This is a genomic window from Saccharopolyspora sp. NFXS83 (assembly GCF_026241095.1).
Classification (GTDB): domain Bacteria; phylum Actinomycetota; class Actinomycetes; order Mycobacteriales; family Pseudonocardiaceae; genus Saccharopolyspora_C.
The window spans coordinates 21,811-46,962 of the sequence record NZ_JAPFGB010000029.1 but is presented as its reverse complement, the minus strand read 5'-3'; the positions used below and the strand labels follow the sequence as shown (position 1 = coordinate 46,962).

General features: G+C 70.9%; 23 protein-coding genes. 10 read left to right on the top strand and 13 right to left on the bottom strand.

Annotated features, from left to right (window positions below; all coding sequences use genetic code 11):
• The first annotated feature begins 354 nt into the window (after positions 1-354).
• Genes OOZ19_RS24900 through OOZ19_RS24890 form a run of 3 tightly spaced genes read left to right on the top strand, consistent with a single transcriptional unit; the run spans position 355 to position 4,030 of the window.
• A complete protein-coding gene (locus tag OOZ19_RS24900; RefSeq protein WP_266092584.1) occupies positions 355-927 on the top strand; it encodes a (2Fe-2S)-binding protein in 573 nt (190 codons plus the stop codon).
• Positions 924-1,916, top strand: a complete 993-nt coding sequence (locus OOZ19_RS24895; RefSeq protein WP_266092583.1) for an FAD binding domain-containing protein — start codon at positions 924-926, stop codon at positions 1,914-1,916. The genes OOZ19_RS24900 and OOZ19_RS24895 overlap by 4 nt, the downstream gene beginning before the upstream one ends.
• Positions 1,913-4,030 carry a xanthine dehydrogenase family protein molybdopterin-binding subunit gene (locus tag OOZ19_RS24890; RefSeq protein ID WP_266092582.1) on the top strand — a complete coding sequence of 706 codons (2,118 nt, stop codon included), beginning with the start codon at positions 1,913-1,915 and terminating at the stop codon, positions 4,028-4,030. The genes OOZ19_RS24895 and OOZ19_RS24890 overlap by 4 nt, the downstream gene beginning before the upstream one ends.
• A gap of 381 nt (positions 4,031-4,411) precedes the next feature.
• Here the strand turns inward: OOZ19_RS24890 and OOZ19_RS24885 are convergent, their stop codons facing one another.
• The 4 genes from OOZ19_RS24885 to OOZ19_RS24870 form a co-directional block, all read right to left on the bottom strand.
• Positions 4,412-4,981 carry a TetR/AcrR family transcriptional regulator gene (locus OOZ19_RS24885; protein ID WP_266092581.1) on the bottom strand — a complete coding sequence of 190 codons (570 nt, stop codon included), beginning with the start codon at positions 4,979-4,981 and terminating at the stop codon, positions 4,412-4,414.
• A 259-nt stretch (positions 4,982-5,240) separates the two neighbouring features.
• Entirely contained in the window at positions 5,241-7,061 is a 1,821-nt protein-coding gene (locus OOZ19_RS24880; RefSeq protein WP_416309496.1) for an RHS repeat domain-containing protein, read from the bottom strand.
• Positions 7,062-7,567: 506 nt separating this feature from the next.
• The gene (locus OOZ19_RS24875) at positions 7,568-8,026 is read right to left on the bottom strand and encodes a hypothetical protein (RefSeq protein ID WP_266092580.1); all 459 of its coding nucleotides are present in this window, start codon (positions 8,024-8,026) and stop codon (positions 7,568-7,570) included.
• Between the two features lie 349 nt (positions 8,027-8,375).
• Positions 8,376-8,567 (bottom strand): hypothetical protein, encoded by a 192-nt coding sequence (locus OOZ19_RS24870; protein ID WP_266092579.1) that lies wholly within the window; start codon positions 8,565-8,567, stop codon positions 8,376-8,378.
• Positions 8,568-8,820: 253 nt separating this feature from the next.
• On the opposite strand from OOZ19_RS24870, the gene OOZ19_RS24865 reads away from it, so the two are divergent.
• On the top strand, positions 8,821-9,324 hold the full coding sequence (locus OOZ19_RS24865; RefSeq protein WP_266092578.1) for an RDD family protein: 504 nt from the start codon (positions 8,821-8,823) through the stop codon (positions 9,322-9,324).
• On the opposite strand, the gene OOZ19_RS24860 is transcribed toward OOZ19_RS24865, so the two are convergent.
• From OOZ19_RS24860 to OOZ19_RS24850, 3 genes are read right to left on the bottom strand one after another with little or no spacing between them, the layout of a single operon-like run.
• Entirely contained in the window at positions 9,317-9,967 is a 651-nt protein-coding gene (locus OOZ19_RS24860; RefSeq protein ID WP_266092577.1) for a response regulator, read from the bottom strand. The genes OOZ19_RS24865 and OOZ19_RS24860 overlap by 8 nt on opposite strands.
• Complete coding sequence (locus OOZ19_RS24855; RefSeq protein ID WP_266092576.1) at positions 9,964-11,175, bottom strand: sensor histidine kinase; 1,212 nt, start codon at positions 11,173-11,175, stop codon at positions 9,964-9,966. Before OOZ19_RS24855 ends, OOZ19_RS24860 begins: the two co-directional genes overlap by 4 nt.
• A 33-nt stretch (positions 11,176-11,208) precedes the next feature.
• A complete protein-coding gene (locus OOZ19_RS24850; protein ID WP_266092575.1) occupies positions 11,209-11,625 on the bottom strand; it encodes a hypothetical protein in 417 nt (138 codons plus the stop codon).
• A gap of 181 nt (positions 11,626-11,806) precedes the next feature.
• On the opposite strand from OOZ19_RS24850, the gene OOZ19_RS24845 reads away from it, so the two are divergent.
• From OOZ19_RS24845 to OOZ19_RS24820, 6 genes are all read left to right on the top strand, one after another.
• Positions 11,807-13,540, top strand: a complete 1,734-nt coding sequence (locus tag OOZ19_RS24845) for an alpha/beta hydrolase (protein ID WP_266092574.1) — start codon at positions 11,807-11,809, stop codon at positions 13,538-13,540.
• A gap of 356 nt (positions 13,541-13,896) precedes the next feature.
• On the top strand, positions 13,897-14,409 hold the full coding sequence (locus OOZ19_RS24840; protein ID WP_266092573.1) for an RNA polymerase sigma factor: 513 nt from the start codon (positions 13,897-13,899) through the stop codon (positions 14,407-14,409).
• Entirely contained in the window at positions 14,406-15,206 is an 801-nt protein-coding gene (locus tag OOZ19_RS24835; protein ID WP_266092572.1) for a zf-HC2 domain-containing protein, read from the top strand. The genes OOZ19_RS24840 and OOZ19_RS24835 overlap by 4 nt, the downstream gene beginning before the upstream one ends.
• A 21-nt stretch (positions 15,207-15,227) precedes the next feature.
• Positions 15,228-16,013: an ABC transporter ATP-binding protein gene (locus OOZ19_RS24830; protein ID WP_266092615.1), complete on the top strand. Its 786-nt coding sequence runs from the start codon at positions 15,228-15,230 to the stop codon at positions 16,011-16,013.
• Positions 16,010-16,885: a hypothetical protein gene (locus OOZ19_RS24825; protein ID WP_266092571.1), complete on the top strand. Its 876-nt coding sequence runs from the start codon at positions 16,010-16,012 to the stop codon at positions 16,883-16,885. The genes OOZ19_RS24830 and OOZ19_RS24825 overlap by 4 nt, the downstream gene beginning before the upstream one ends.
• An 86-nt stretch (positions 16,886-16,971) precedes the next feature.
• Positions 16,972-17,421, top strand: a complete 450-nt coding sequence (locus OOZ19_RS24820) for a hypothetical protein (protein ID WP_266092570.1) — start codon at positions 16,972-16,974, stop codon at positions 17,419-17,421.
• A gap of 53 nt (positions 17,422-17,474) precedes the next feature.
• Here the strand turns inward: OOZ19_RS24820 and OOZ19_RS24815 are convergent, their stop codons facing one another.
• The 6 genes from OOZ19_RS24815 to OOZ19_RS24790 all read right to left on the bottom strand — a co-directional run bounded on the left by OOZ19_RS24815 (position 17,475) and on the right by OOZ19_RS24790 (position 25,147).
• Positions 17,475-18,971 (bottom strand): sodium:solute symporter family protein, encoded by a 1,497-nt coding sequence (locus tag OOZ19_RS24815; protein WP_266092569.1) that lies wholly within the window; start codon positions 18,969-18,971, stop codon positions 17,475-17,477.
• A 187-nt stretch (positions 18,972-19,158) separates the two neighbouring features.
• Positions 19,159-20,301: a mannitol dehydrogenase family protein gene (locus OOZ19_RS24810; protein WP_266092568.1), complete on the bottom strand. Its 1,143-nt coding sequence runs from the start codon at positions 20,299-20,301 to the stop codon at positions 19,159-19,161.
• Positions 20,302-20,410: 109 nt separating this feature from the next.
• The gene (gene uxaC, locus OOZ19_RS24805; protein ID WP_266092567.1) at positions 20,411-21,823 is read right to left on the bottom strand and encodes a glucuronate isomerase; all 1,413 of its coding nucleotides are present in this window, start codon (positions 21,821-21,823) and stop codon (positions 20,411-20,413) included.
• Between the two features lie 36 nt (positions 21,824-21,859).
• A complete protein-coding gene (locus OOZ19_RS24800) occupies positions 21,860-22,852 on the bottom strand; it encodes a LacI family DNA-binding transcriptional regulator (RefSeq protein WP_266092566.1) in 993 nt (330 codons plus the stop codon).
• Between the two features lie 389 nt (positions 22,853-23,241).
• Positions 23,242-24,330, bottom strand: a complete 1,089-nt coding sequence (locus OOZ19_RS24795; RefSeq protein ID WP_266092565.1) for a zinc-binding dehydrogenase — start codon at positions 24,328-24,330, stop codon at positions 23,242-23,244.
• 181 nt (positions 24,331-24,511) lie between these two features.
• Positions 24,512-25,147, bottom strand: coding sequence for a TetR/AcrR family transcriptional regulator (locus OOZ19_RS24790; RefSeq protein WP_266092564.1), 636 nt, complete (start codon positions 25,145-25,147; stop codon positions 24,512-24,514).
• Positions 25,148-25,152: the final 5 nt, after the last annotated feature.

Here is a 25,152-nt window from a genome sequence, read left to right as displayed (position 1 = left end):
GCCGCGGGGAACCCAGCCTCACATCCCTGGATGCGACGCACATCTTGATGTGGTCGCGGTTCGGCTCACCTCGCGCGATCCGATTCGACCCGAACAGGTGGCCGAATGCGGGATTTTTCCGAAGCGCCGGGTCGTTGAGCGGTTTGCCGGGTCCGCCGCAGGTCGCCTACAGTGAAGTGGAGACGTCCCCGCTTGGATGGGTTTCCACTGGACCTTCGACGATCCGGCTGCGGCGACGGTCGTGTTCGACCGCTGCCGCGCGGTCTCGTGAGCACGAAGGTGGCCACCGCGGCACGCCCCGGAACCATCGCGCGACGTCACTTCCCGTCCTTGTCTGATACCGACGGAGACTCCATGTCCCACCACAGCTCCACCATCTCGCTGCGGGTGAACGGCGAGGACCGTTCCCTCACGGTCGACAACCGCACCACCCTGCTCGACGCGCTCCGGGACGAACTCGACCTGGTGGGCACGAAGAAAGGCTGCGACCAAGGGCAGTGCGGCGCCTGCACCGTGCTGCTCGACGGCAAGCGGGCGGTGTCCTGCCTGCAGTTCGCCGTCGGCGTCGACGGATCCGAGGTCACCACCGTCGAAGGGATCGCCGACGGCGACCGGCTGCACCCGGTGCAGCAGGCCTTCCTCGACTTCGACGGCTACCAGTGCGGTTACTGCACTCCCGGCCAGATCTGTTCGGCCGTCGCCGTCATCGAGGAGCACGCGGCGGGCTGGCCCAGCGCCGCCACCGAAGACGTCCGGCCCGACGCCGGCGCACCACCGCTGGACGCCGCGGAGATCCGCGAGCGGATGAGCGGCAACCTGTGCCGCTGCGGCGCGCACAACTCGATCGTGCGCGCGGTCGCGCAGGCCGCCACCATGCACGAGGCCGAGAGCACCGTGTCCCACGGCGGAACGGAGGTCTCGGCATGAAGGAATTCGACTACCGGCGCGCCACCGACGTGCGCACGGCCACGACCCTGCTCGCCGAGAACCCGGACGCGCGGTTCCTCGGCGGCGGCACGAACCTCGTGGACCTGATGAAGACCGGCGTGGAGAACCCGCCGCAGCTGGTCGACGTGCGCAGGCTGCCGCTGGACGCCATCGAGGTCACCGACGACGGCGGGCTGCGCATCGGCGCGACCGCCACCAACAGCGACGTGGCCAACCACCCCGAGGTGCGGCGCCGCTTCCCCGCGCTCGCCCAGGCGGTGCTCGCGGGCGCCTCCGGGCAGCTGCGCAACGTCGCGACCGTCGGCGGGAACCTGTTGCAGCGCACGCGGTGCGGCTACTTCGCCGACGTCACCCAGCCCTGCAACAAGCGGGTGCCCGGCAGCGGCTGCCCCGCGATCGAGGGCGAGCACTACAACCACGCGATCTTCGACTGGTCCGAGCACTGCGCGGCGACCAGCCCGTCGGACATGGCGGTGGCGCTGGCCGCCTTCGACGCCGTGGTGTCCTACGAGACCGCGGACGGCCCCGGCGAACTGTCCTATTCGGACTTCCACCGGCCCGTCGGGGAGCACCCGGAGCAGGAGATCGCACTGCCCGCGGGTGCGCTGATCACCGGGATCACCTTGCCCGGTGCCGCGCTCGCCGCCCGCTCCCGGTACCGCAAGGTGCGGGAACGAGCCTCCTACGCGTTCGCCAACGGCTCCATCGCCGCCGCGCTGGACGTGCGCGACGGGGTGGTCGACGACGTGCGGATCGCGTTCGGCGCCGTCGCGAACCGGCCGTGGCGGGCGCACGCCGCCGAGCGGGCGCTGCTCGGCCGCGCCGCCACCGCCGAGGAGTTCGGCGCCGCCGCCGACGCCGAACTCTCCGCCGCGAAACCCTTGCCGCACAACGGTTACAAGGTGCCGCTCATCCGGAACATCGTGGTGTCCGTGCTGACCGAAATCACCGAGGAGGCCACCCGATGACCACGATCGACCCGCGGGTGAGCACGACGAGCACCACCTCCCCCGCCGACACCGGGACCGCCGGCTCCGCCCGCACCCGGCTCGAAGGCCGCGCCAAGGTCACCGGTGCGGCCCGCTACGCCGCCGACCACTCCATCGAGGACCTCGCGCACGGTTCGCTCGTGCTGTCCACCGCCGCGCACGGCCGCATCACCTCGATCGGCGACGAAGCGGTGCTGGACATGCCCGGCGTGCTCACCGTCCTGCACCACGGCAACGCGCCGCGGCTGAACCCGGAAGCCGGGATCTTCGGCCCCGACCCGGGATTGCAGCTGCTGCAGGACGATCGGGTGCGCTACGTGGGGCACCCGGTGGCGCTGGTGGTGGCGAAGACGCCGGAGCAGGCCCGTGCCGCCGCCGACGCCCTCGAAGTCACCTACGAGGTCGAGCCGCACGACTCCGAGTTCCGCGCCGACCACCCCGCCGAGTACGCGCCGGAAGGCGCGGGCACCGTCGACAAGGGCGACGTGGACGCCGAAGCCGACGGGGCCGCGGCCGTCGTCGAGCAGACCTACAGCACTCCCGAGGAGCACCACGCGGCGATGGAGCCGCACGCGTCCATGGCGCGCTGGGAGGACGGGCGGCTGGAGGTCGTCGACGCCAACCAGGGTTCCTACCTGGTCGCGCAGATCTTGGCGACGCTGTTCGACCTCACTCCCGAGTCGGTGCGGGTCCGTTCCGAGCACGTCGGCGGCGGCTTCGGGTCGAAGGCCGCCGGTCCGCAGCTGGTGCTCGCGGTGATGGCAGCGACCCTGACGCAGCGCCCGGTGCGGGTGGTGCTGACGCGCCCGCAGGTCTTCGCGGTCACGTCGCTGCGGTCCGCGACCGAGCAGCGGGTGCGGCTCGCCGCCGACGCCGACGGCCGGATGCGCGCCATCGACCACGAGTCCAGGTCGTTCACCTCCACCATCAAGGAATTCGTGGAGCTCGGCACCGAGCTCACCGGCGTGATGTACGCGTCGGAGGCGATCCGCACCCGCACTCGCGTGGTGCCGTTGAACGTGCCCTCGCCGGGCTGGATGCGGGCACCCGGCGCGGCGCCCGGGTCGTTCGCGCTGGAATCGGCGATGGACGAGCTCGCGGAGCGGCTCGACATCGACCCGGTGGAGCTGCGGCTGCGCAACGAGCCGAACGTCGGACCCGTTTCCGGGACTCCGTTCAGCAGCCGCAGGCTGGTGGACTGCCTGGAGCAGGGCGCGAGCCGCTTCGGCTGGTGGCAGCGGGACCCGCGGCCCGGCATGCGCCGCGACGGGCGCTGGCTGCTGGGCACCGGGGTCGCGGCGGGCTCGTTCGGCGCCGGGCCGATGCCCTCCACAGCCGCGATCACCGCCGAGGCCGACGGCACCTACGAGGTGCGCATCGCCGCCGCCGACATCGGTACCGGGGCGCGCACCGCGCTGTCCCAGGTCGCCGCGGAAGCACTGGAGGTGCCGCTGGAAGCGGTGCGGATCCGGATCGCCGACAGCGACTTCGGGCCCGCGTTCCTCGCGGGCGGTTCGCGCGGCACCGAGTCCTGGTCCTTCGCGATCATCGAGGCGGCGCGGGCGCTGCAGAAGAAGCTCGCCGCGGGCGAGCGGGCACCGGTGACCGCGCGGGCCGACACCACCGAGCTGATCGGTGCCCGCAAGCAGCTCGAACGGCATTCCTTCAGCTCCCAGTTCGCCGAGGTCGCGGTCGACGTGGCCAGCGGTGAGGTGCGGGTGCGGCGGCTGCTGGGCATGTTCGCGGTGGGCCGGATCATCAACCCGCTGACCGCGCGCAGCCAGTTCGCCGGCGGCATGATCATGGGCTTGTCGATGGCGCTGCACGAAGAGGGCGTGCGGGACGCGACCGGGAGGCAGGCCAACGCGAACCTCGCCGGGTACCACATCGCCGCGCACGCCGACGTCCCCGAGATCGAGGTGGACTGGGTCGACGACCCCGACGAGGACAACCCGTCCGGGGTGAAGGGCGTCGGCGAGGTCGGCATCGTCGGCACCGCCGCCGCCATCGCGAACGCCGTGCGGCACGCGACCGGCGTGCGGCACCGGGACCTGCCGATCAGCCTGGACCGGGTGCTCAACGCGGCCGGGTAGTGCGCAGGTGATCACGTCGGCGGTCCGCCCGCCCCGAACGGGGTGGGCGGGCCGCTGTGCGTTCGGCTTCGTCGCGGACGCTCCGGAGTGAACGGTCCGTTCGCCCAAACCCGTTGGACGAATGGGCCGTTCACCCACATCCCCACCACCGAGCCACAACCGACTCCCCCTAGCGCCACCACACGCGCCCGGAAGCGATTCCAGTGGAGTGAACGGCCTGTTCGTCCGAACCCGTTGGACGAACAGGCCGTTCACTCGAATCAGCTTCCGACGTGAGCAACGCGGGGAGACGGCGCGGCCATGAGCTTGGTGGGGGCGATGCCGATGAAGTGAACGGACCGTTCGCCCACTCCTATTGGACGAACGGGCCGTTGACTCGGGTCAGCGCACGCGGAGGCCGTCGAAGAGCAGGTCGAGCAGCCGTTCGGCCTGCTCCCGGTGCTCGGCTCCCCCGGCGGCCATCGCGATGCCGAACAGGCCCAGCAGCAGGTCCGCCGCCGGAACGTCGTCCCTGATCACCCCGGCGCGGGCGCCCGCGTCCAGCAGCGGCGTGATCGAGTCGAGCAGCATTTCCTTGCTCTTGTCGTACGGTGCGCCACCGGAATCGATGACGGCGCGCAGCGCGTCGGCCATCCCCAGCTTCGCCGTCGCGTAGTCGAGGGCCCGGGCCATCCAAGCGCGCAACGCCTCTCCCGGAGGCAACGTCGCCAGCAGGTGCGGCGAGGCATCGCAGAGGCGGCTCAGCTCGTGCCGGTAGGCGGCCTCGATCAGCGCCTCCCTGGTCGAGAAGTTCCGGTACAGCGTGCCGGAACCGACGCCCGCTTCCTTCGCGATGTGATCGAGGTGCGCGTCCAAGCCCCGCTCGGCGAACATCCGCGCCGCGGTGGACAGGATCTTCTCCCGATTCCGCTGCGCGTCGGACCGCAGCGGACGGTCGGTGTCCCTGGCCATGTTGCGCCTCCTCCGGTCGCACCTCCCGGAATCGGGCACGTCACGGCCCACCGGAGCGTGCGGTGCGAGCCCGCATTCTAGGCCATCCGCCCTCCGCGAATTCGACGATCGAGCCCGAGCCCGGTGCCACGGACGGAACTACTTCTTCTCGCTGAGACCGCTACCAGGATCCGTCGTAGTCCAGGACTCGCCAACGGCCTCGGGATGGGACTCGAACCCGGACGAGCTGTTCCGCGTCCCGCTGGGGTGAGTTCCCCGGCTACTTCGGGTCCTCGTTGAACACTGCCGTCAACCTGTCGTACGCCTTCGGGTTGACCTTGGTCTCGTTGAGGCCGCTGCCCTTTTCGTTCTTGTCCGTGAGTGCGTCGTGATCGTTCATCATCTTCTCCTTGTAGGCGGGATCCTCTCGCATCCTCTTCGGGTCGGCCTCGGCGATATCGAGCTTATTCCCGCCGGAATCTCGCTTCGCGTAGATATCGAACACCTGGTGGTCCTTTCCAGCGGCCACCTTCGCGTCATAAGCAGCCGTGTCCGCTTGCCACTGCTTAAAGCTGCCCGTCATCTCCGGAGCATCACCATAGGCAGATGTCTCGGCAAATTCGTTCGCCGTTTTCTTGTCCGGGGTGACGTAGAAGCCGTCGCCCAGGTTCGTACCAGCGTTTGACCCGGCCTTGGGCGGGTTGATACCGGAGAGAATGCTTTCGGAATTCTGCTTTCCGGTACCGTGGTGGCCGATTAAGTCCCAGCCGCCTTCGTTGATCTTCTCCCGGTTCTTGGCGTTCAGCTCGTCGCACGCCATGAGCCCCAGCGGGTCGGTCAGGAGGTGCGGGTTCGCGACGTAAGCGTAGTTGTTGGGACCGGCTTCCAAACCGAGGGGGTCAGCGCTGGCATATCGCCCGGTCGCCGGATCGTAATAGCGGAAGAAGTTGTAGTGAAGTCCCGTTTCGCGGTCGTAGTACTGACCGGGGAACCGCAGCGGGGTCTCCGCCCCGGTCCGGCTCTGGTCGAGCGTCGAACCCCACAGCGTGTGCCGGTGGAACCACGCGATCTCACCGTCGTCGGTGACGAGTTCGGTGGGGGCCCCGGCGAGAGCCGTCACGATGACGTAGAACTGCTCGTCCACCCATTGCTGTGGTGCGTCTCGGAGCGGGAACCGCTCGCTTTGCAGCAGCGGCCGGTAGCCGTCCGGTTCGTGGTTCCACACGGTCACCCGAGCGCCGCCGCGCCCCGGCTCGCCGACCTGCGCCCGTTCCGCGAGCACCAGGCCGTCCCAGACGAAATCGACCTGCTCGATCACATTCCTGCCGTCCGGGGCGAGGCGCTGCTTCGCGATGCGCCGTCCGAACGGGTCGTAGCGATAGCGCCAGCGGGAACCGTCGGGAGTGACAACGCCGACGAGGCGATCCTCCGCGTTCCAGGAGTAGCGCCACGTGTCCGGTTTGTGCGACAGCCGCTGCCGCTGCCGGAGCACGATTCGCCCTTGGGCGTCGTACTGGTAGTGGAAGTTCCCAGCACGCCGGAGCAAGTTCCCCGCGTACTCGCGGTCACCGGGCGCTTCCTGGTTCTCGGAGGTCGCCGGGGTCGCCCACGTCGCCTGCGCGACGTTGCCCGCGGCGTCGTAGGCGTACTGCTCGGTCAAGCCGGAACCCTGCACGGCCGTCACCCGCCCGACCTGGTCCAGGCCGAACGTGCGGGGTCCGGTGAGCCGGTCGTGGACAGCGGCGAGGACGCCGTCCTCCTGGTAGCTGTACGAGCGCTGCTGGACCTGGTGCCCGGCCGCTCCGGTGATCGTCTGCGACAGCAACCGGTTCTTCGGGGTCCACGCCTGGGCCAGCGTCAAACCGGAGTCGAGACTGCGCTGGACCTCGCGCCCCAGGCCGTCGTAGCCGAAGCGCATCGTCCTACCCGCCGTGCGCAGGGTGACCGGGTTGTCGTTGTGGTCGTACTCCCAGACGCTTTCCGCGCCGGAAGGCGTGCGGCGGTGGGCCCGGCGCCCCCGCACGTCATCACGGGACGCGATGGTGCGACCGTTGGTCGTCTCCGCCACGATGCGGCCGAGCGCGTCGCGTTGGAAGGACACCGTCGCGTCCCCGTTCGCGGCCTCGACGGTCCGTCCGAGCGCGTCGTAGACGAAGGTGGAGACCTCCGAACCGGTGTGGCGCTCGATGACGTTGTCCAGCGAGTCGTAGACGAAGCGGGTCGTCTCGCCCGCTCCGTTGGTGCGCTCGACGAGCCGCCGCGCCGCGTCGTACCGGTAGCTGACCGACCGGCCGTCGAAGTCGGTCTCCCGCACGAGGTTGCCGACTGGGTCGTACTCGTAGTGCCAGACGAGTCCCTGCTGGTTCGTGACTCGGGCCAGCCGCAGTTCGGTGTCGTACGCGAAGCCGACCCGGGTCCCGTCGGGACGGGTCTCGGCTGAAACCCGGTCGAACTGGATGACCTCGGCGCTGGTCGTCCTGGCGAGCTGATCGACGTGGGACCGCGCGTTGCACGGCCGCCTCTGGACTCAACGGTCCGGCACCGGCGCAGCGGACTGCAGCACGACGGCGGCCGGGGCGACTGCCCTCGGCCGCCACCACGCGCGGTTCACAGCTGCGACTTGAGGTTCTGGAACATGTCGACCGCATGCTCGTCCACGGTCTGGTAGCGGCGCACCGCCTCGGCCACCGCGCCGTGCGCTTCGTCGAGATCCTTGCGGTACTGCGTGAGCACGCCGGTGAACGAGTCGCCCTCGCTGGTGGTCCGGTCGACGAACTTGCCCGCCATCGCCTCGCCCACGGGGTTCTGCCCCAGCGGCGCGCGGCGGCCGAGGTCGTCCGACCGGCGCAGCCAGGCGTCGACCTGATCCATCTGCTCGGTCAGCAGTTCCTGGACTTCGCGCCCCGCCGCCGGATCCAGCTTCAACCGGCCGGCCGCCACATCCGTCCGGAGCGTGCCGACCGCCACCGCCGAAGCCTGCAACCGCTGCTTCGCGGCCTTCAAAGGCTGCGCCTGCTCGGTTCCGACCTGCATCGGACGCAGCTCGGCTTCCTCCCCGCCACTCATGACTCCCCCCCGGAGCGGGCACCTGCCGGTGACACGAGATCTACCGGAGCCATTGCGATCGGCAACAGGGCGATCGCGGTGATCGTTACCGCCGGGCAACCACATTGGTCCGATCAGTCACAAGATCCACCGCGGACTCAACCTTCGGCCGTCCCACACGTCCACTTGTTGGGGAAAACTGCGATTTCCCAGGTGAAGAAGGAAACCCGGTCACGGGTTGACCGCAAGCTCATGGTTCCAAGGCGCCGCACCGGCGGGAGGAGCCCGCCCCCCTCCGCCGGAGCCGGTCCGTCCCCGCGCGGCCACGATCTCCGTCCGGAGACGTCGATTTCCACGCCGCGCCAACGGTTCAGCGCAACGATCCAGTGGCGGACCGCGCCAGGTCGACCACGAACCACACCGCGGCGAGCGTCAGCGCTCCCGCGATCACGTAATTCATCGCGTCCCACTCCTCGGCCCTGATCAGATTCGGCACCACGGAAATGGAGACAAGGACGAGGACCAGGAAGTTGACCAGGTTGCGGCGGGTCGGCTTGGACATGCTCTGCTCCATTCGCTTCGCGCCGGTGCGGCGCGATCTCGTTCGCTGTCAGCACTGATCTTTCCGAAGCGGCACCGCCTGCACATCGGACCCGAGAACGAACCCGGGTCCGGGCCACCGGCCGAAAGTACGAGACGCGCGGACACGTCCGGTTTCCTTGCCCGACAACGGAACCGGGCGTGCGGTGGGCCGTGACCGGACGCCGTCGGCCCCGAGTACCATCAGCGAATCGTTGCCGCTTTGGGGAGAACGCATGGTGCCGACCGGTGTGGAGCAAGGCGACCAGCACTCCGCCGCGGATCCGGTGAACACCGGCCCCGCGTTCCTGCGCAGGCGCTTCGGTCAGATCGGGCTGGACGCGCTGGCGCGCACCGCGATCACGATCCTGTTCGTCCCGCTCGTGCTGCCGCTCGCGTACGTGGTGCGGCAGTTCGGCGCATCGGCCACGACCAGCCTGGTCGGCGGCTTCTCCTTCTACTTCGTCCTGATGGTCGCGCTCGCCTGGTGGTGGCACGTGTGGTTCCCGCACCGGCACGGCGACCAGACCCCCGCGATGCGCTGGCTGAAGCTGCGCCTGATCGACATGGGCGGGGACGAGCCCGGCCTGGGGCAGTACAACGCGCGGTGGGTGATCACGGCCGCGGACTCGATGTTCTTCGGCCTGGTCGGCATCGTGCTGATCATCATGACGCCGCAGCACCAGCGGGCCGGCGACATCGTGGCCCGCACCCGCGTGGTGCGGACCGACATCAGCTGACGAGGCCGTGCTGCCAGGCCCAGATCGCGATCTCTGTGCGGTTGCGGACCGACAGCTTCTGCTGCGCGCTCGCCAAGTGCGATTTCACGGTGGACAGCGAAACGTGGAGCTCGGCGGCGATCTCCGCGTTCGTCGCCCCGCGCGCCACCGCCAGCACCGTGTCCAGCTCCCGCTCGCTCAGCGGCGCGTCCCGGCGGTTCATGCGGCGGCGCTCGGGCTGGGTGAAGTGCGACAGCAGCCGGGTGGTCACCGACGGCGAGATCATCGACTCCCCGTCGGCCGCCGCGTGCACGGCGTTGACCAGCAGCGTCGCTCCCGCGTCCTTGAGCAGGAAGCCGCGCGCCCCGGCCAGCAGCGCGGCGTAGACGTTCTCGTCCACGTCGTAGGTGGTGACCACGACGACGCGCAGCGGATCCGGCACGTCCGGCCCGGCCAGCAGACGCGTCGCCTGCAACCCGTCGACCTTCGGCATCTGGATGTCCATCAGCGTCACGTCCGGCCGCAGTTCGCGGGCCAAGTTGACGGCGGACTCACCGTCCGCGGCCTCACCGACGACCTCCAAGTCCGGTTCGGCGCTGAGGATGAGCCGGAACCCGGTCCGCACGAGGGTCTGGTCGTCGGCGATGAGAACGCGAATGGTCACCGGGGGCCTCCTTGGCCGTCGCCGCCGGCGTCCTGCGGAGGTGCGATCGGGAACCGCGCGGTCACCCGCCACCTCCGCCCCGGTGCGGGACCGGCCTGCACGGTCCCGCCGACGGCCTGCACGCGTTCGGCCATGCCGACCAGCCCGTAACCGGAACCCGTGCGGTCCGGCGATACCGACGGCACGTTGTCGTTTTCCACGACGAGCACGAAATCCGCACCTTCGCGGCGGCCGGAGACGCGAGCCTCGGCGGCGTCCGGGGAGTGCTTGCGCGCGTTGGTCAGCGCTTCCAGCACGATCCGGTGCGCCGTGGTCGCGAGTTCCGGGTTCACCGGCACCTCGTCGAGGTCGGCCGCAACGTCCACAGTGGCATGCACGCCCGCGGCCTGCCGCACCGCTTCGCCGAAACCGGTGCCGTGCGGGAGGGAATCGTCATCGTCGGTGCGGAGCATACCGACGAGCCTGCGCATCGCGGCGAGCGCTTCGGCCCCCGCCTGCTCGATCTCGGTGTAGACCTCGACGGGGTCCTCCGGTGAGACCCGCGGGTTGCTCGCCAAAGCGCGGGCGGCGTTCGTGCGGACCACGATGCCGCTCACGTGGAAGGCCACGAGGTCGTGCAACTCCCTCGCCAGCCGCAGCCGCTCACCGGTGCGGACCGCGGCGAGTCCACCGCGCCTGCGGTTGTCGGCGTCGCGCAGCACCAGGCCGATCGCCAGCGCGATGCCCCAGGTCAGAGCCGCCGCCACCGTGATCAGCGTGCGCGCGGTGCCCTCGTAGCGCAGCAGCGAGGCGGGCACCAGCGCGATCAAGCTGCCCACCGCGAGCAGCACCGCGGGCCGCGGGCGCAGCCGACGGCAGCATGCGCCGACCAGCAACGACAAGCCGAGGACCTCGGCACCGGTCGGCACCTGCCCCGTGGCGAACCCGGCGTAACCGAGCCCTTCGCTGATCACCGTGCTGAGCAGGCTCAGCGCGATGGCGGCGGCGGCGAGCCCGCCGACGTGGGCGGGGAACCGCCGTCGCAGCACCGCCAGCAGCGCGGCGATGGTGCCGCTCGGCGGAATCAGCAGTGCCGCGGTCGTCGAGGTGCTCGCGTCGATCCACGCCACCGAAGCCGCGTCCGCGAGGCAGACCACCACCAACGCGACGGCCTCCACGGCGAACAACCCGCGGCGGGCGGGCGGCCCGAAGAACCACGGACTGCTCATGATCACCGACCTTATCCCAGTGGAGGACGGAAATTACCGCGGCGCCTTGACGTCCACGACGTAGCGGTTCGAGTCGGGCAGGAAGCTCAGCACCAAGCCCACCGCGGCCAGGCCCAGCCCGACGTAGGCCGCCGCCCCCGCCGGACCGAACAGCGCGAGCAGTTGCAGCACCGTGAACACCGCCAAGACGATCCGCGCCCAGTTGCGGCCGGCCCGCAGCTTCAAGCTCAACCACACGTAGATCAGCATCGACACCACGGAGATTCCCAGCGCGAGGTTCACGAGCATCGAGTTCAGCTCCGGGGGCACACCGGGCGCCGGGGGCTGCGAACCGGAGAACAGCTCGATCGTTCCCCAGACCATCGGAATCACCGCGGCGGCGAGGTAGGCGAGCACTGCGCAGTTGATGGTCGACGGAGCGGAAGGGACGTGCACGTTCGAAGTCGTCATGGCCGGAAAACTAATCTCCCCGAAGAATCCGCGGCAAGCTCTTCCGGTGCATTTCGTACTTTCGGCCATGCGCCTCATTCCCGCGAACTAGAAGATTCGAATCAATTCATCCACGAGACCAGTACACAAATCCTAAAGCCCACGCGAACAATCGAACCGACCACTTTTCACTGGAGGTTCGATGCGTGATTCAGCGAAGCGGGCGGCACTCACCGCCGCCTGCCTGGGACTGGCGGTGACCGGCCTGCCCGGCGTCGCCTCGGCCGCCGACGACGCGGCCCCGCCGAAGTACTCCGGCCAGCAGCTCACCTGGGGCCCCTGCCCGTTCGAACCGGCCGAAGGCAGCCTTCCCGCCGAGTGCGCCGTGGTGACCGTGCCCCGAGACTGGGCCGACCCGGAAGCCGGACCCGACCTGGCGGTCTCGATCAGCCGAGTGCGGGCCGGTGGCGAACGACTGGGATCGCTGCTGGTCAACCCGGGAGGACCCGGTGCACAAGGCAGCTCGATGGCCGGAGCGATCGCCGGGCTCGAACCGGACCTGCACCAGGGGTACGACCTCATCGGCATGGATCCGCGCGGCACCGGACAAGAAGGCGCGGTCGCACCGGAACAGCTGGGATTCCTGTGCGAAGTGCCCCTCGACCGATTACCTCAAGGCACCAGCCTGGACGCGCGGGACCGCTCCGCGGCGAGCATCGCCGAACATCGGAAAACCCCGCGGGCCATCGCCGAATCCTGCCAGAGCGATGCGATCGCCCCGTACATCACGACCTGGCAGACCGCCCACGACATGGACCTCATCCGCGCCCTCCTGCACGAGGAGAAGCTCAACTACCTCGGCTATTCCTACGGGACCTGGCTCGGCGCCAAATACGCCGCCCTCTTCCCACGGCATTCGGGGCGAATGATCCTCGACTCGAACGTGAACTGGCAGGGCAGGTTGCAGGCCGCGTTCGAGGACTTCCCGCGCATCGGCCAGCGCTGGTTCGACGACGTGTACCTGCCGTGGACCACCCGGCAATTCCCCGAACTCGTCGGCACCGACGTCGAATCCGCCCGGCGCACCTGGGAGGACGTGCGTGCGTTCTACGCCGCGCAGGGCATCGCACCGGACAACTTCGACGCGCTGTTCGTCGGCGCGGGCAGCGAGATCCGCTGGGCGTTGGCGAGCGCGGTGCTCGTCGCCGCCATCAACGAGATGAACGGGCAGCAGCCGCCGGAGCCGGCCCGCTCCGCGGAGTTGCAGGCGATGCTCGACGAGCAGGCGCGGGCGAACTTCGGCGTCCCGCTCACCGAACTGACCCCGCAGCGCGTCGCCGACGGGCTCGCCGAGGACTACGTGCCGGTGTCCGGAACGCGGTTCGCCGTCGCCTGCGGTGACCAGCCGACCCGCTCCGCGCAGTGGTACCAGGAGCTCAGCGACCGCCAAGGACCGGACCTGCCGCTGAACGGCTGGGCCTACGGGCTGAGCGAGACCTGCGGGTACTGGTCCGACACCCCGCGCCAGGAACTGCCTCAGCTGCCGCCCGAAGTGGCGGACAACGTGCTCGTCGTCCAAGGCGAGTTCGATCCGCAGACCGCCTACGAGCAGGGTTCCGCCGCCGTGGACGCGGCCGGCGCGGTCAGCATGGTCTCGGTGGACGACTCACCGACGCACGGGCAGTACGCGATGGCGAACAACCCCTGCGTGGACGGCATGGTGAACGTGTTCCTGCTGCACGGCTCCCGCCCGGCCGACGCGGTGTGCCCGTCCGTGCCGCTACCCGGCGAGCAGGAGGTGTTCCCGGTCGACGGCCCGGTGACCTCGGCGCCCGCGCCGATGCCCGCCGACCTCGGCACCGGCCCGGACCACCCCGAGCTGCGCCGCTCCCTCCAGGACCAGATCAGCCGCGCCAACCAGAACCCCGCCGCCTGACCCGCTCCAGGAGCGCAGCACCCACGGGGTAGCGCACCACCTCAAGTGAACGGACCGTTCGCCCAATCCCGTTGGACGAACGGTCCGTTCACTCCGCCCCAGCAGTGCCAGCCGTCGTGCGTGTTCGGAGGTGGGTGAACGGACCGTTTGCCCCGTCTAGTTGGACGAACGGGCCGTTCACTCATCGATGGCGGTGGGCGAGCGGACCGTTCGTCCCATCTGGTTGGACGAACGGTCCGTTCACTTGATGTGATCCAAGACACTGCTCGTGGGAGAACCGGGGGCGGGTTTGCGGCGTCTTGCGGAAGGTGAGATGGGGCCGAGCGACGATCGAGCGGGCCGATGACGGTGCGCTCGTGCGGCTGGTCGCCAAGGGCGACCAGCGCGCCTTCGAGGAGCTGTACCGCCGCACCGCACCGTGGTTGACGGTGCGGCTGCGGCGGCGGTGCGCCGACGACCAGATCGTCGCGGACGTGCTGCAGGAGACCTTCGTCGCCGTGTGGCGCGCGGCAGGCACCTTCACCGGGTCCGATGTGGACGGTGGTTCGGCAGGGTGGTTGTGGACGATCGCCTCGCGCCGGCTGGTCGACGCGTTCCGCCGCCGCGCCCGGCACGCCGTTCCACCGCCCGCCGCGGCGGAGCCGGTGAGCGCGCCCGCCGCCGAGGAGGTCGCCCTGGAGGGCGCAGTCGGCGGCGAGCTCGGGGGCGCGCTGAACCGGCTGGCGCCCGAGCTGCGGCAGGTGCTGCAGGCGATGGTGCTCGACGGCCTGTCGGTGCGGGAGACCTCAGCCCTGCTGGGGCTCCCCGAAGGAACGGTGAAGACCCGAGCGCGACGCGCGCGGATCGCGATGCGGGAGGCCCTGACATGACCGAGCACGCCTCCGAGGAGTTGATCGCCGGATACGTCCGCGGCGACACCACGATCAGCCCGGAGCAGGAGTGGGCGCTGGAGGGCCACCTCGAATCCTGCGCCGAGTGCCGCGTCCGGCTCGCGGACGTGCCGAACGAGCAGGTGTCCGCGCTGGTCCTCGACGCGTGGGAAGGGATCGCCCCGGAGCTCGGCCACGTGGCACCCGCGCCGCGTCGCCGGTTCCGGGTGGTGCTCGACACTTGGGCCGCGCCCGCGATGCTGCCGTGGATCGCCGGGGCGCTGCTGGTGGCGGTGTTCGCCGTGCTGCTCGCGCTCGTGTCCGGGCGGCCCGACGGGGACTCGCCGCTGCTGCTGTTCGCGCCGGTGGTCCCGGTGCTCGGTGTGGCCGCGGCCTGGTCGACGGGGCTCGACCCGATGCACGAGCTGGCGGTGGCGACGCCGCGCGCCGGGCTGGCGCTGGTGCTGCGCCGCACGTTCGCGGCGCTGGTGCCGGTGGTGCCGCTGCTGACGGGCACGAGTCTGCTGGTCGGCACTTCTCCGCTGCTGTGGCTGCTGCCGAGCGCGGCGTGCACGGCGTTGTCGCTGGCGCTCGGCAGCGCCGTCGGCGTGCACCGGGCGACCCTCGGGGTGGCCGGAACCTGGTTGCTGCTGGTCGGCGGCGCGCTGTTCGTCGCCGAACTGCCCGCGACGGTGCTGGCGTGGACGACGACGCCGGTGTGGGCGGGCGTCGCGGTGGTCTCCGCCGTGGTGCTGGTGGTTCGAGCGGAGGCGTTCACCCGCCTCGCCGGAGGATGAAAGAGGGAGATCGTGGCACGAATGGTGACCGCCGCCGAGACGGCGCCGACGACGTACGCGCACGAGGTCCGCGCAGCGGACCTCACCCTGCGGGCGGGCCGCCGGGTCGCGGTGCGCGGGCTGGACCTGGCGCTGGGCACCGGCGTGCACGGACTGCTCGGCCCGAACGGGGCGGGCAAGAGCACCTTGCTCAGAGCGCTGGCCACCGTGCTGCGCCCGCGAAGCGGTGAGCTGGAACTGCTCGGCGTGCCCGCGGGTTCGCCCGCGCTGCGGGACGTGCGGCGCCGCACCGGGTACCTGCCGCAGGATTTCGGCTATTACCGCCGGTTCACCGTCCGCGAATTCGTGACGTACCTGGCGTGGCTCAAGGAGATGCCGGCCGCAGAGGTGCCGGGAGCGGTGCAGCGGGCGATCGAGCGGGTCGGCCTCGCCGATCGGGCGGACGACCGGATGCGCACGTTGTCCGGCGGGATGGTGCGCCGGGCCGGGATCGCGCAGGCCATCGTCAACGACCCACGCGTGGTGCTGCTGGACGAGCCGACGGCGGGGCTCGATCCGACGTTGCGGATGCGGTTCCGGGATCTGCTGCGCGAGCTCGCCGCCGACACGTGCGTCGTCGTCTCGACGCACCTGGTGGAGGACGTCGCAGCCGCCTGCGATTCGGTGCTGCTGCTCGACGGGGGGCGGCTCGCCTTCCGCGGCACTCCGGGCGAGTTGGCGGCGGCGGGCGCCGAATCCGACGACGGGGACACCGCGAGCGAGCGCGGCTACGCGGCACTGCTCGCGCGGCGCGGGTCGGCCGCGTGATCGGGCGGCTGCTGCTGATCGAGCTGCGCCGGTCCGGCGCGCTCTGGTTCGCGGCGGGTTTCCTGCTGCCGACGGTGGTGCTGCTGAACATGAGCGGCCCGTGGGCGCACGGCGGCGCGCAGTGGGACGAGCAGTGGACGGCGCTGGTGCTGTGGCAGCGCCACCAGCTGTCCTTCACTTGGCCGGTGGTGGTCGGGTTGGGCGCGTGGCTGGGTTGCGCTCGGCGCCGCGCCCGGCTGGACGAGGTGCTGGCGGGCATTCCGCGCCCGGCCTGGCACCGGATGGCTCTGCTCGTCGCTCCCGTCGCGGGTTGCCTGGTGGTGGCGATGCTGGTGCCGCTGGCGTTCGGCGCGGTGCGGGTCGCGAGGTACACGAGCTGGTACTCGACCGGTTGGGTGGCGCCGCTGCTGATCGGCGCGCTCGCGCTGGTGGCGGGCGCGGTGGCCGGGATGGGGCTGGGGCACGCGCTCCCGGTTCCGATCACGCCTGCGATGGCGACGCTCGCGGCGTTCGCGGTGACGGTGGTGCTCCAGCCGGGGCCGCAGACGTTCACCCCGGAGGGCGGGTTGCCGATCGCGGTGGAACTGCTGTCGCCCGTGCTGCGCGGCCCGAACTCGCCGTACACCACCGTCGCACTCGAAGTCCACATTGGACAACTGCTGTTGTTCGGCGGTCTCGGAGCAGGCGGGTTCCTGCTGCTGGTGCTGCGCCGCGCCCGCTGGACGGCGGTGCTGCCGGTGCTGCTCGGCATCGCGCTGGCCCTCGCGATCTTCCCGGACCGCGCGAGCGACGCCTACCCGATCGATCCGGCGTGCACGGGGTCGACTTGCGTTGAGACTTTCCGCGATTCGCCCGCACGACCACTTGAGTGATCCACGTCACTTCGATTCGGAGAACCTGGAACCCCGCCCGGTTCGACTTGCTTGATGAATGCGGAAGAACTGGCAAAGGGGCGAACATGGCGAACTCGAAGAATTTGACGAGCATTTCCAGCGCGATCATCGGAATCGCGCTGATGGCGGCAGGAGCAGGTGTGGCGTACGCGGCCAACGCCCCGCAGGACCAGCAGCACGACCGGCAGGAGAGCAACGTGACCAGTGAGATGCAGGCGAAGGACCTTCCCCCCAAGGGCGCTCGCGCCGTCGTGAACGTGAGCCCGAACCCGACCTCCGAACGCGGCCAGGAAGTGACCCTGACCGGCCATTGCGGCGGCGGGAAGGAACTGCGCGGATTCATCAGCGGAATGGGCGGCAAACCCGTTCTGGAGAACATCGAGATAGTCAATTCCGACCCGAACGGATTCGAGGCCAAGGCCACGCTCCGGGAGGAGGTCGGCAACGGCGTCGGACCCGTTTTCGTCGACTGCGGCGACGAGGTCGGCGTGACGCTGCTGGTGACCCACGTCTGATCCGCGCGCCGCGACCGCGAACGCCAGGTGTTCGCGGTCGCGGCGCGCTCGGATCACGTCGTGGCGGGTTCCGCGCCGGTCGGATCCGGATCGCGGGTGAGCGCGCCGGTGATCTCCTCGGCGGCGGGCGGAGCGTCCCGGCACCAGGAACCGACCGCCGCGAACAGCAGCAACGAGACCAGCACGGGCGAGACCACGGTGATCGCCTCGGACAGCCCCAGCACGTACTTCGTGAGCGCGAAGGTGAGCAGTCCGCCCGCCCAGGAGGTCAGCGCGGCCGTGGGCCCGACGTGCCGGAACGGCCGCAGCATGCCCAGCATCATCGGGATCGAGATCGGCCCGATCAGCGCGCCCACCCAAGCGACGATGATGCCCAGCACGCCGCCGAGGTTCTCGGCGTTGAGCGCCAGGACCACGCTGAGGAACACGAACACCACCGTCAGCACCCGGCCCGCCCGGAGGAACTGCTCGTCGGTGAAGCCCCGGGCGCGACGCCACACGTGCGGCAGCACGTCGCGGGTCATCACCGCCGAGATCGCGGTCGCGTCGGACGCGGCCATCGCCATCGTGTGCGAGAAGACCCCGACCAGCACCAGCCCCAGCAACCCCGCAGGCAGGAACTGCAAGGCCATCTCGGCGTAGACGTCCTCGGAGTCCTGCACCCGCACCAGCAGCGGTGCCGCGAACATCGGCAGCATCAGCACGATCGGCCACACCAGGTAGAGCGCGCTGGACAGCAGCGCCGTGCGCCGCGCCGCCGCCGAGGTGGGGGTGGCGATGTAGCGCTGCGCCAGGTTCCACATGCCGCCGTTGTACTCGAACGTCTTCACCAGCACGTACACCAGCAGGAAGTACGCGGGATAGCTGCTCGTGGTCGGCGAGGTGTGGCCTTCCGGCAGCGCGGACCAGAAGTTCGCGTAGCTGAACCCGCGGTCGGCCAAGGCGATCCCGACCGCGCCGATCATCGCGAACGCGGCGACGCCCTGGATCACGAACTGCCCCAGCTCGGTGAGCGCGTCGGCCCACAAACCGCCCGCGGTGCAGTACACCAGCGTCACCGCCGCGGTGATCACGATGCCCCAGCCGAGCGGGATGCCGACGAACTTGTTGAGCAGCAACGCGATCGCCGACCACTTGGCCGCCACGTCGAACACCTTCAGCAGCGAACCGCTCCACGCCAGCACCTGCTGGGTGGGGACGTTGAACCGCTGCGCGAGGTACTCCAGCGGGGAGGCGATGCGGTAGTGCGTGCGCAGCCGGTTCCACTTGGGGGCGAACAGGAAGGCGCCGATCCCGGTGGCGACCGCCAGCGGGAACATGAACACCACGTACGACACGATGCCCTGGTCGTAGGCGACCCCGGCGTAGGCGACGAACACGACGGCGCTGTAGCCGGACATGTGGTGCGAGATCCCGGCCAGCCACCACGGCATCCTGCCGCCCGCCGTGAAGAAGTCCGCGGTGTCGGCGACCTGGCGGTGCGCCCAGACACCGATCGCCAGCATGATCAGCAGATAGCCTGCGATGATCACCCAGTCCAACGGGTGCATGTGGTTTCCCTTCCCTGGCCGGAGGAATCCGGCTCTCACGTCGTTGTGGGGGTTCGCCGCCGTCGCGGCTCTCGGGCGGTGCGGAGTGCGTTCAAGCTAGGGAGGCGCGGCACCGGCGGCAATCAGTTGCCACTACTTGCCACGGGCCGGGGATGTGCGCGGAGGTCGGGCCGGAAGCGTTTCGCCGCTACGGTTGCTCGCTGGCCGTAGTGGTCGGGGTTTCGGCGTCGATGGCCGCGATCAGCTCGTCGTCCGAGGTCAGGTCGGTGTCGAGTGCGGTGAGCACTCCGCGGGCGCCGGAGCGCGCCGCCGGTACCAGGGCCGCGGACATCGGATCGTGGACGTCGCCGTCTCGGAGGTGGGCGATCCATGCTGCGAGCACCGCCACCGCGGCCTCCGGCAGCCGACCGGCGGCGCGTTCGCGGTGCAGGACCGGCAGGATGCGCGCCGGGATCTTCTGCGAACCGTCCACCGCGATCTGCCGCAGGCGGTGCTCGATGGCCGGTGCCTCGAAGCGCCGCCGCAGAGCGGCCCGGTACTCGTCGAGTTCCGCCGTGGGCAGCGGCAGGTGCCGGGCGACGGTGTCCCACCACGACTCGACCAGCCCGGTGAGCACCGCGTCGTCCATCGCCTCCCGGACCGAGCTCCGGCCGCGCCCGAGCCCGGCGTACGCGAGCAGGCTGTGCGCGCCGTTGAGCAGCCACAGCTTGCGCCGCTGGTAGTCGTCGACGGAGTCGACGAACCGCGCGCCCGCCCGCTCCCAGCCCGGCCGGTCACCGGGGAAGTCGCCCGCCAGCAACCATTCCGCGTACGGCTCGGTCACCACCGGCACCGCGTCGCGGACACCGGTCAGCTCGTGCACGGCCCGCACGTCGGCGGCGGTCGTGGCGGGCGTGATCCGGTCCACCACGGTGCTCGCGATCGACACCCCGGCTTCGACCCACGCCGCGAGCGCCGCACCCTCCCCCGCCACCGCCGCCCGCAGCACCGAGCGCAGCACCGCCCCGTTGTCCGGCACGTTGTCGCAGGGCACCAGGGTGATCGGCGCGGCGGCGCCGCGGAACCGAGCGCGCAACCCCGCCACCAGCCGGGAGATCGCGGAATCCTCCCCCGCCCGCGGCACCCGGTAGGCCGCCTCGGTCACGGTGAGCGTGACCACCGCGACCTCCGGCGCGGCGAGGTCGGCGAGCCACCGCTCGCGCTCGGCACCCGCGTGCGCCCGGCTGATCGAGCCGACGGTGCGCACGCCCTCGCCGCGCACCAGCAGCGAATACAGCCCGCCCTGCGCGGTGAGCTCCGCCTGCGGAACGTGTACGCGGCGATGCCCCACTCCGGATCGGCGGCCGTGTAGGAGGCCTGGTGCGCGCGGTGGAACGCGCCGAGGCCCCAGTGCACGGCGCGGACGGGGGCGGGTTCGGTGTCCCGATGCAGGCGCACGATCACAACCTGAAGGCGGTGCGGGGCTGGCGGTCGTTGAGATCGCGCAGGACCTGCGCGGCGTCGTCCTCGCTGAGCACGTGCTCCGCGACGAGCGAGGCCAAGTGCCCGGCGTCCACCCGGCGCGCGGTGTCGTGCCGGGCGGGGATGGAGCAGAAACCCCGGGTGTCGTCGATGAATCCCGCGGTGCGGTGGAAACCGGCCGTCTCGGTGACGGCGTCCCGGAACCGCCGCATCGCGCGCGGCGCGTCCAGGAACCACCACGGCGCGCCCAAGTACACCGACGGGTAGAACCCGGCTATCGGGGCGAGCTCGCGGGAGAACACCGACTCGTCCAGCGCGCACAGCACCGTCCGGAACCGCGGATCGGTGCCGAACCGCCGCAGCATCGGGCGCAGCGACTCCGTGAACTCGGCGCGCGTCGGGATGTCGTGGCCGGTGTCGGGGCCGTAGCGGGCGAAGGTCTCCGGGTGGTGGTTGCGCAGGCTCCCGGTGTGCAGCGCCAGCACCAGGCCGTCCTCGCTGGACATCCGGGCCATCTCGCCGAGCAGCTGCCGCGACAGCAGCGCCGCGTCGCCGCGCCCGGCGCACACCTCCGCGAACAGCCGGGACGCCTCCCGCTCCGGCAGGAACTCCATGCGCGGGTCCGGGGCGCCGTGATCCGTCGCGGTGGCGCCGTGTTCGCGGAAGAACTCCCGCCGCGCCTCCAACGCCCGGACCAGCCCGCGGTAGTCGCCGGTGTCGATGCCGCTGACCTCCGCGAGCCGGTCCAGCGCCGCCGGCCAGTCCGGGCGGGCCGCGTCGAGGTAGCGGTCCGGGCGGAACGTCGGCACCACCCGCCCCTGCCAGCTCGAATCCTCCGCGAGCGCGCGGTGGTGGCGCAGATCGTCGGCGGGATCGTCGGTGGTGGCGAGCACCTCCATCCCGAAAGACCGGTACAGCGCGCGAGGCCGCAGCTCGGGCCGGGCCAGTCGTTCGGTGAGCTCGTCGAACAGCGCGTCGGCGGTCGCCGCGGACGGCTGCACCACCACACCCAGCACGTCGTGCAGCTCCGACTCCAGCCACTGCCGCGACGCGGTGCCGAGGAACAGGTGCCAGTGCGAGCAGAACGCCCGCCACACCTCCCGCGGCGGCGCCGGTTCCTGCGGCCCGCCGGGGAGGCCGCACTCGTGCAGCGCGACGCCGTGGGCGTGCAGCAGCCGCGTCACGTAATGATCGGGCGTCACCAGCAGCGCCGCCGGGTCGGCGAACGGCCGGTCCGCCGCCAGCAACTCGGGGTCGACGTGCCCGTGCGGACTGATCAGCGGCAGGTCGCGGACCGCCGCGTAGAGGCGCCGAGCGATGGGCCGCTGCACCGGATCGCTGGGCAGCAGCCGATCCGGGTGCGGCGCGAGCGGAGTCGAACCACTAGCCATGCCCGCAGAATCGGCCGCGGGTCGCGCGTCGGACAACTAGTTGCCATCGGTTGCCGGTGCCGGTCCAGTGGAGCCGCGGACCACGAGGTGCGCGTCGAACGTCAGCGACCGGGTCGCGCCGCCGGTCAACTCCGCGTGCACCAGGTCGACCGCGGCCCCGCCGACCTTCTCGGCAGGCCCGGCGATCGTCGTCAACGCGACCAGGTCGGCGCCGAAGATGTCGTCGCAGCCGACGATGCTGCGATCCACCGGCACCCGCAGCCCCATGCTCCGCACCCGCTGCATCGCTCCGATGGCGACGAGGTCGTTGTAGGCGATGGCCGCGGTCGCCCCGTCGAGCACGAACGCCTCCGCCGCATCCCGCCCGCCTTCCCTGGTCGGCGGATGCGGCCCGAGGTACGCCGACTGCAAGCCCAGTGCCGCGGCCTCGGCGTGCACCGCCGTCCAGCGCTGGCCGTTGATCCACGAATTGCGCGGACCGGACAGGTACGCGATGCGGCGGTGCCCGAACGCCGCGACGTGGCGCACCGCCGTGCGCATCCCGCCCGCGGTGTCCACCACCAAGCTCGGCAAGCCCTCGATGACGCGGTTCACCATCACCAGCGGGCGGTGCCGCGCCAAGTGCCGCACCACATCGTCGGCCAGCCGGGACGTGGCGAGGATGCCACCGGTCGAATTCGCCAGCAGGTGCCGCAGATTCCCCGCCTCCACTTGCGGTGACTCGTCGCTGTCGGTGAGCGCCAGCGTGTAGTGCCGCTCGATGGCGCGGGACTGCACCGCCTTGATCATCGCGGCGTAGTAGGGGTTGGCGATGTCGGTGACCACCAGCATCAACGTGCGCGACCGACCCGGCGCTTCGGCCCTGGCCAGCGGGCGCGGCTCGTAACCGATCTCCACGGCCGCGGCCCGGACCCGGCTGCGGGTCGTGGCGTTGACCCGCGACGGATTGCTGAACGCGCGCGACACGGTGGAAGCGGCAACACCGCAGCGCCGCGCCACGTCGTAGATCGTCGGCCTTCGCTCGCCCACGCCCCCACTCCCTTCTCCGCTCTCCCCAATCGACCACGCCCCCCGAACCCCTGACAACCACTGGAACCTCGTCGCCACCCCTCGCCCCCGCCGGAGACCACACCCCGCGGCACCCACCCGGTTGGAGTGAACGGACCGTTCGCCCAATCCCCTTGGACGAACGGTCCGTTCACTCGATCCCGCCCGCACCATCCGAAGCCGGCGCTCCGACCGGGCTCCCCGAGTGAACGGACCGTTCGTCCAATCAGATGGGACGAACGGTCCGTTCACTCCAAATCCGTCCCACGGCCGCTACCGAGCAGGCGTGACGTCAACGACCGAGTTCGGGGCGGGTGAGCGGACCGTTCGTCCAGTGAGATTGGGCGAACGGTCCGTTCACTCCGACCCCGTCACGGCGCCAGCAGGATGCGGATCGGGGCGCCGTCGTGGTCGCGGAGCCTGCGGATGCCCTCGGCCACGTCGTCGAGCGGCAGCACGGCGGTGACCGAACCGGACACGTCGAGCCTGCCGCGATCGGTCAGCTCCACCAGGTCTTCCAGGTGCCGCATCCGGTAACCGGTGTGGCCGATGACGCTGTGCCGATTGCGCACGAAGTGGATCTCACGACCGACCTCTAGCTGATCCGGGGAGATGCCGATCAGCACGAGCCTGCCGCGATGCCCCAGTGCCGCATCGGCCTGCGCGAACGTCGTGCTCCGCCCGACGCAGTCGAACGCCGCGCGCAGCCCACGACCACCGGTGATCTCTTTGATCCGAGCGGCCGTGTCCGCAGCGGCCGGGTCCAGCGCGTAATCCGCGCCCAGGTCGAGCGCACGTTCTCGCGCCGACGCCAACGGGTCCAGCGCGATGATCGGCGAGGCGCCGCAGATCCGGGCCAGCTGCACGAGGTGCGTGCCCAGCCCACCCAAACCCCAGATCCCCACCGATTCCGCCGCGCGCAGCTCCGCGGTTTCGATGGCTCCGTACGGGGTGGACACGGCGTCGGCGAGCACGGCCGCGTGCTCCAACGGCACCGACCGGGGGACGTCGACCAGGGAGACGGCAGCGGTCAGCACGTACTCGGCCCAGGCGCCGTCGTAGTGGAACGCCATCACCTGGAGGTCCTCGCACCGGTCGGTGCCGCCGCCGGTCCGGCATTCCGAACAAGCGCCGCACTCGTTCCCCGCGGCGATCACCACCCTGTCGCCCACCTGCCGGTGGTGCACTCCTTCGCCGAGCGCGGCGACCACACCGGCGGCTTCGTGCCCTGGCGTGATCTCGGGCAGCCGAGGTGCGATGTGGCCGTCGAGCTGGCTCACGTCGGACTGGCAGATTCCGCAGGCGGCCACTCGCACCAGCACTTCACCCGGCCCCGGCAGCGGAACGGGCACTCGGCGGATCGCGAGCTCGCGGGTCGCCGCGTCGAATCGAGCCGCGCGCATCGTGGTGGGCAGGTCAGGGGACGACGGGTGTTCGGTGAGCGCCGGGACAGCTGTCATCGGAGTGTCCTTTCGGATGTCGGTCGAGCTCACGTTTCCGGGGCCTGGCGGTGATTTCCGGGCACGGTCGATCACGCCGCCGGGCTGCCTCGGCCAGGCGAACGCGAACCGCTGGGTGGCATGGGGAAGAGGGGGCGAACGATCGTCGGCCGGCGCGGGAAAACCCGTGTGAGGGGGAACGTCAGTCGTCGAACGCGGGAACGCCGCCGGCGAACAGGGTGCGCACCGAGTCGGCGAGCTCCTCGGGGCTCCAGTCGGGTTCGGGGTCGAGCAGCAACCGGGCACCGGATTCGGCCGCACCGACCGCCAGCGCGGCCAGCGCGCTCGCACGGCGCTCACTGCCAGGGCGGGAACCGGAGCCGTCCAGCCAGCCGTGCAGCACCGGGGTGAGCCGGGTGATCGCGCGGGACCTCGAGCCTTGCACGGCTTGCGCCCGGTCCGCACGCACCCTCGTCCCGTACAGCAGCCGGTAGCTGTCCGGGGAGTCGCGGACCGCGGCGAAGTAGGCCACGAGGACCCCGTGCAGGGCGCGCGCCGGGTCGGATTCCGCCTGCGCCGCGTCCAGCGCGGTGGCCAGCTGCTCGGCGAGCCGACTGCTCTCCCGCTCGTCCAGCGCGTGCAGCATCGTCTCGCGGTTGCTCCAGCACCGGTACAGCACGGTCTTCGCCACACCCGCCTCGGCGGCCACGGCGTCCATGGACACGGCGTCCCCGTCGCGCAGCGACACCCGCAGTGCCGCGTCGAGCACGAGTTCCTTGCGGACCGCGAGCGGCAGGTGCTGCGCGCGCTCCGGCTTCTCCCCCTTGGCACCGGTCATGACCG

Coding starts and splice junctions, on each gene's coding strand:
- OOZ19_RS24885 (WP_266092581.1), bottom strand. CDS start 4,981: ATGGCCAGGGACACCGACCGTCCGCTGCGGTCCGACGCGCAGCGGAAT.
- uxaC (WP_266092567.1), bottom strand. CDS start 21,823: ATGGCTAGTGGTTCGACTCCGCTCGCGCCGCACCCGGATCGGCTGCTG.
- OOZ19_RS24835 (WP_266092572.1), top strand. CDS start 14,406: ATGACCGAGCACGCCTCCGAGGAGTTGATCGCCGGATACGTCCGCGGC.
- OOZ19_RS24830 (WP_266092615.1), top strand. CDS start 15,228: ATGGTGACCGCCGCCGAGACGGCGCCGACGACGTACGCGCACGAGGTC.
- OOZ19_RS24870 (WP_266092579.1), bottom strand. CDS start 8,567: ATGTCCAAGCCGACCCGCCGCAACCTGGTCAACTTCCTGGTCCTCGTC.
- OOZ19_RS24795 (WP_266092565.1), bottom strand. CDS start 24,330: ATGACAGCTGTCCCGGCGCTCACCGAACACCCGTCGTCCCCTGACCTG.
- OOZ19_RS24900 (WP_266092584.1), top strand. CDS start 355: ATGTCCCACCACAGCTCCACCATCTCGCTGCGGGTGAACGGCGAGGAC.
- OOZ19_RS24865 (WP_266092578.1), top strand. CDS start 8,821: ATGGTGCCGACCGGTGTGGAGCAAGGCGACCAGCACTCCGCCGCGGAT.
- OOZ19_RS24820 (WP_266092570.1), top strand. CDS start 16,972: ATGGCGAACTCGAAGAATTTGACGAGCATTTCCAGCGCGATCATCGGA.
- OOZ19_RS24790 (WP_266092564.1), bottom strand. CDS start 25,147: ATGACCGGTGCCAAGGGGGAGAAGCCGGAGCGCGCGCAGCACCTGCCG.
- OOZ19_RS24890 (WP_266092582.1), top strand. CDS start 1,913: ATGACCACGATCGACCCGCGGGTGAGCACGACGAGCACCACCTCCCCC.
- OOZ19_RS24895 (WP_266092583.1), top strand. CDS start 924: ATGAAGGAATTCGACTACCGGCGCGCCACCGACGTGCGCACGGCCACG.
- OOZ19_RS24815 (WP_266092569.1), bottom strand. CDS start 18,971: ATGCACCCGTTGGACTGGGTGATCATCGCAGGCTATCTGCTGATCATG.
- OOZ19_RS24875 (WP_266092580.1), bottom strand. CDS start 8,026: ATGAGTGGCGGGGAGGAAGCCGAGCTGCGTCCGATGCAGGTCGGAACC.
- OOZ19_RS24850 (WP_266092575.1), bottom strand. CDS start 11,625: ATGACGACTTCGAACGTGCACGTCCCTTCCGCTCCGTCGACCATCAAC.
- OOZ19_RS24845 (WP_266092574.1), top strand. CDS start 11,807: ATGCGTGATTCAGCGAAGCGGGCGGCACTCACCGCCGCCTGCCTGGGA.
- OOZ19_RS24855 (WP_266092576.1), bottom strand. CDS start 11,175: ATGAGCAGTCCGTGGTTCTTCGGGCCGCCCGCCCGCCGCGGGTTGTTC.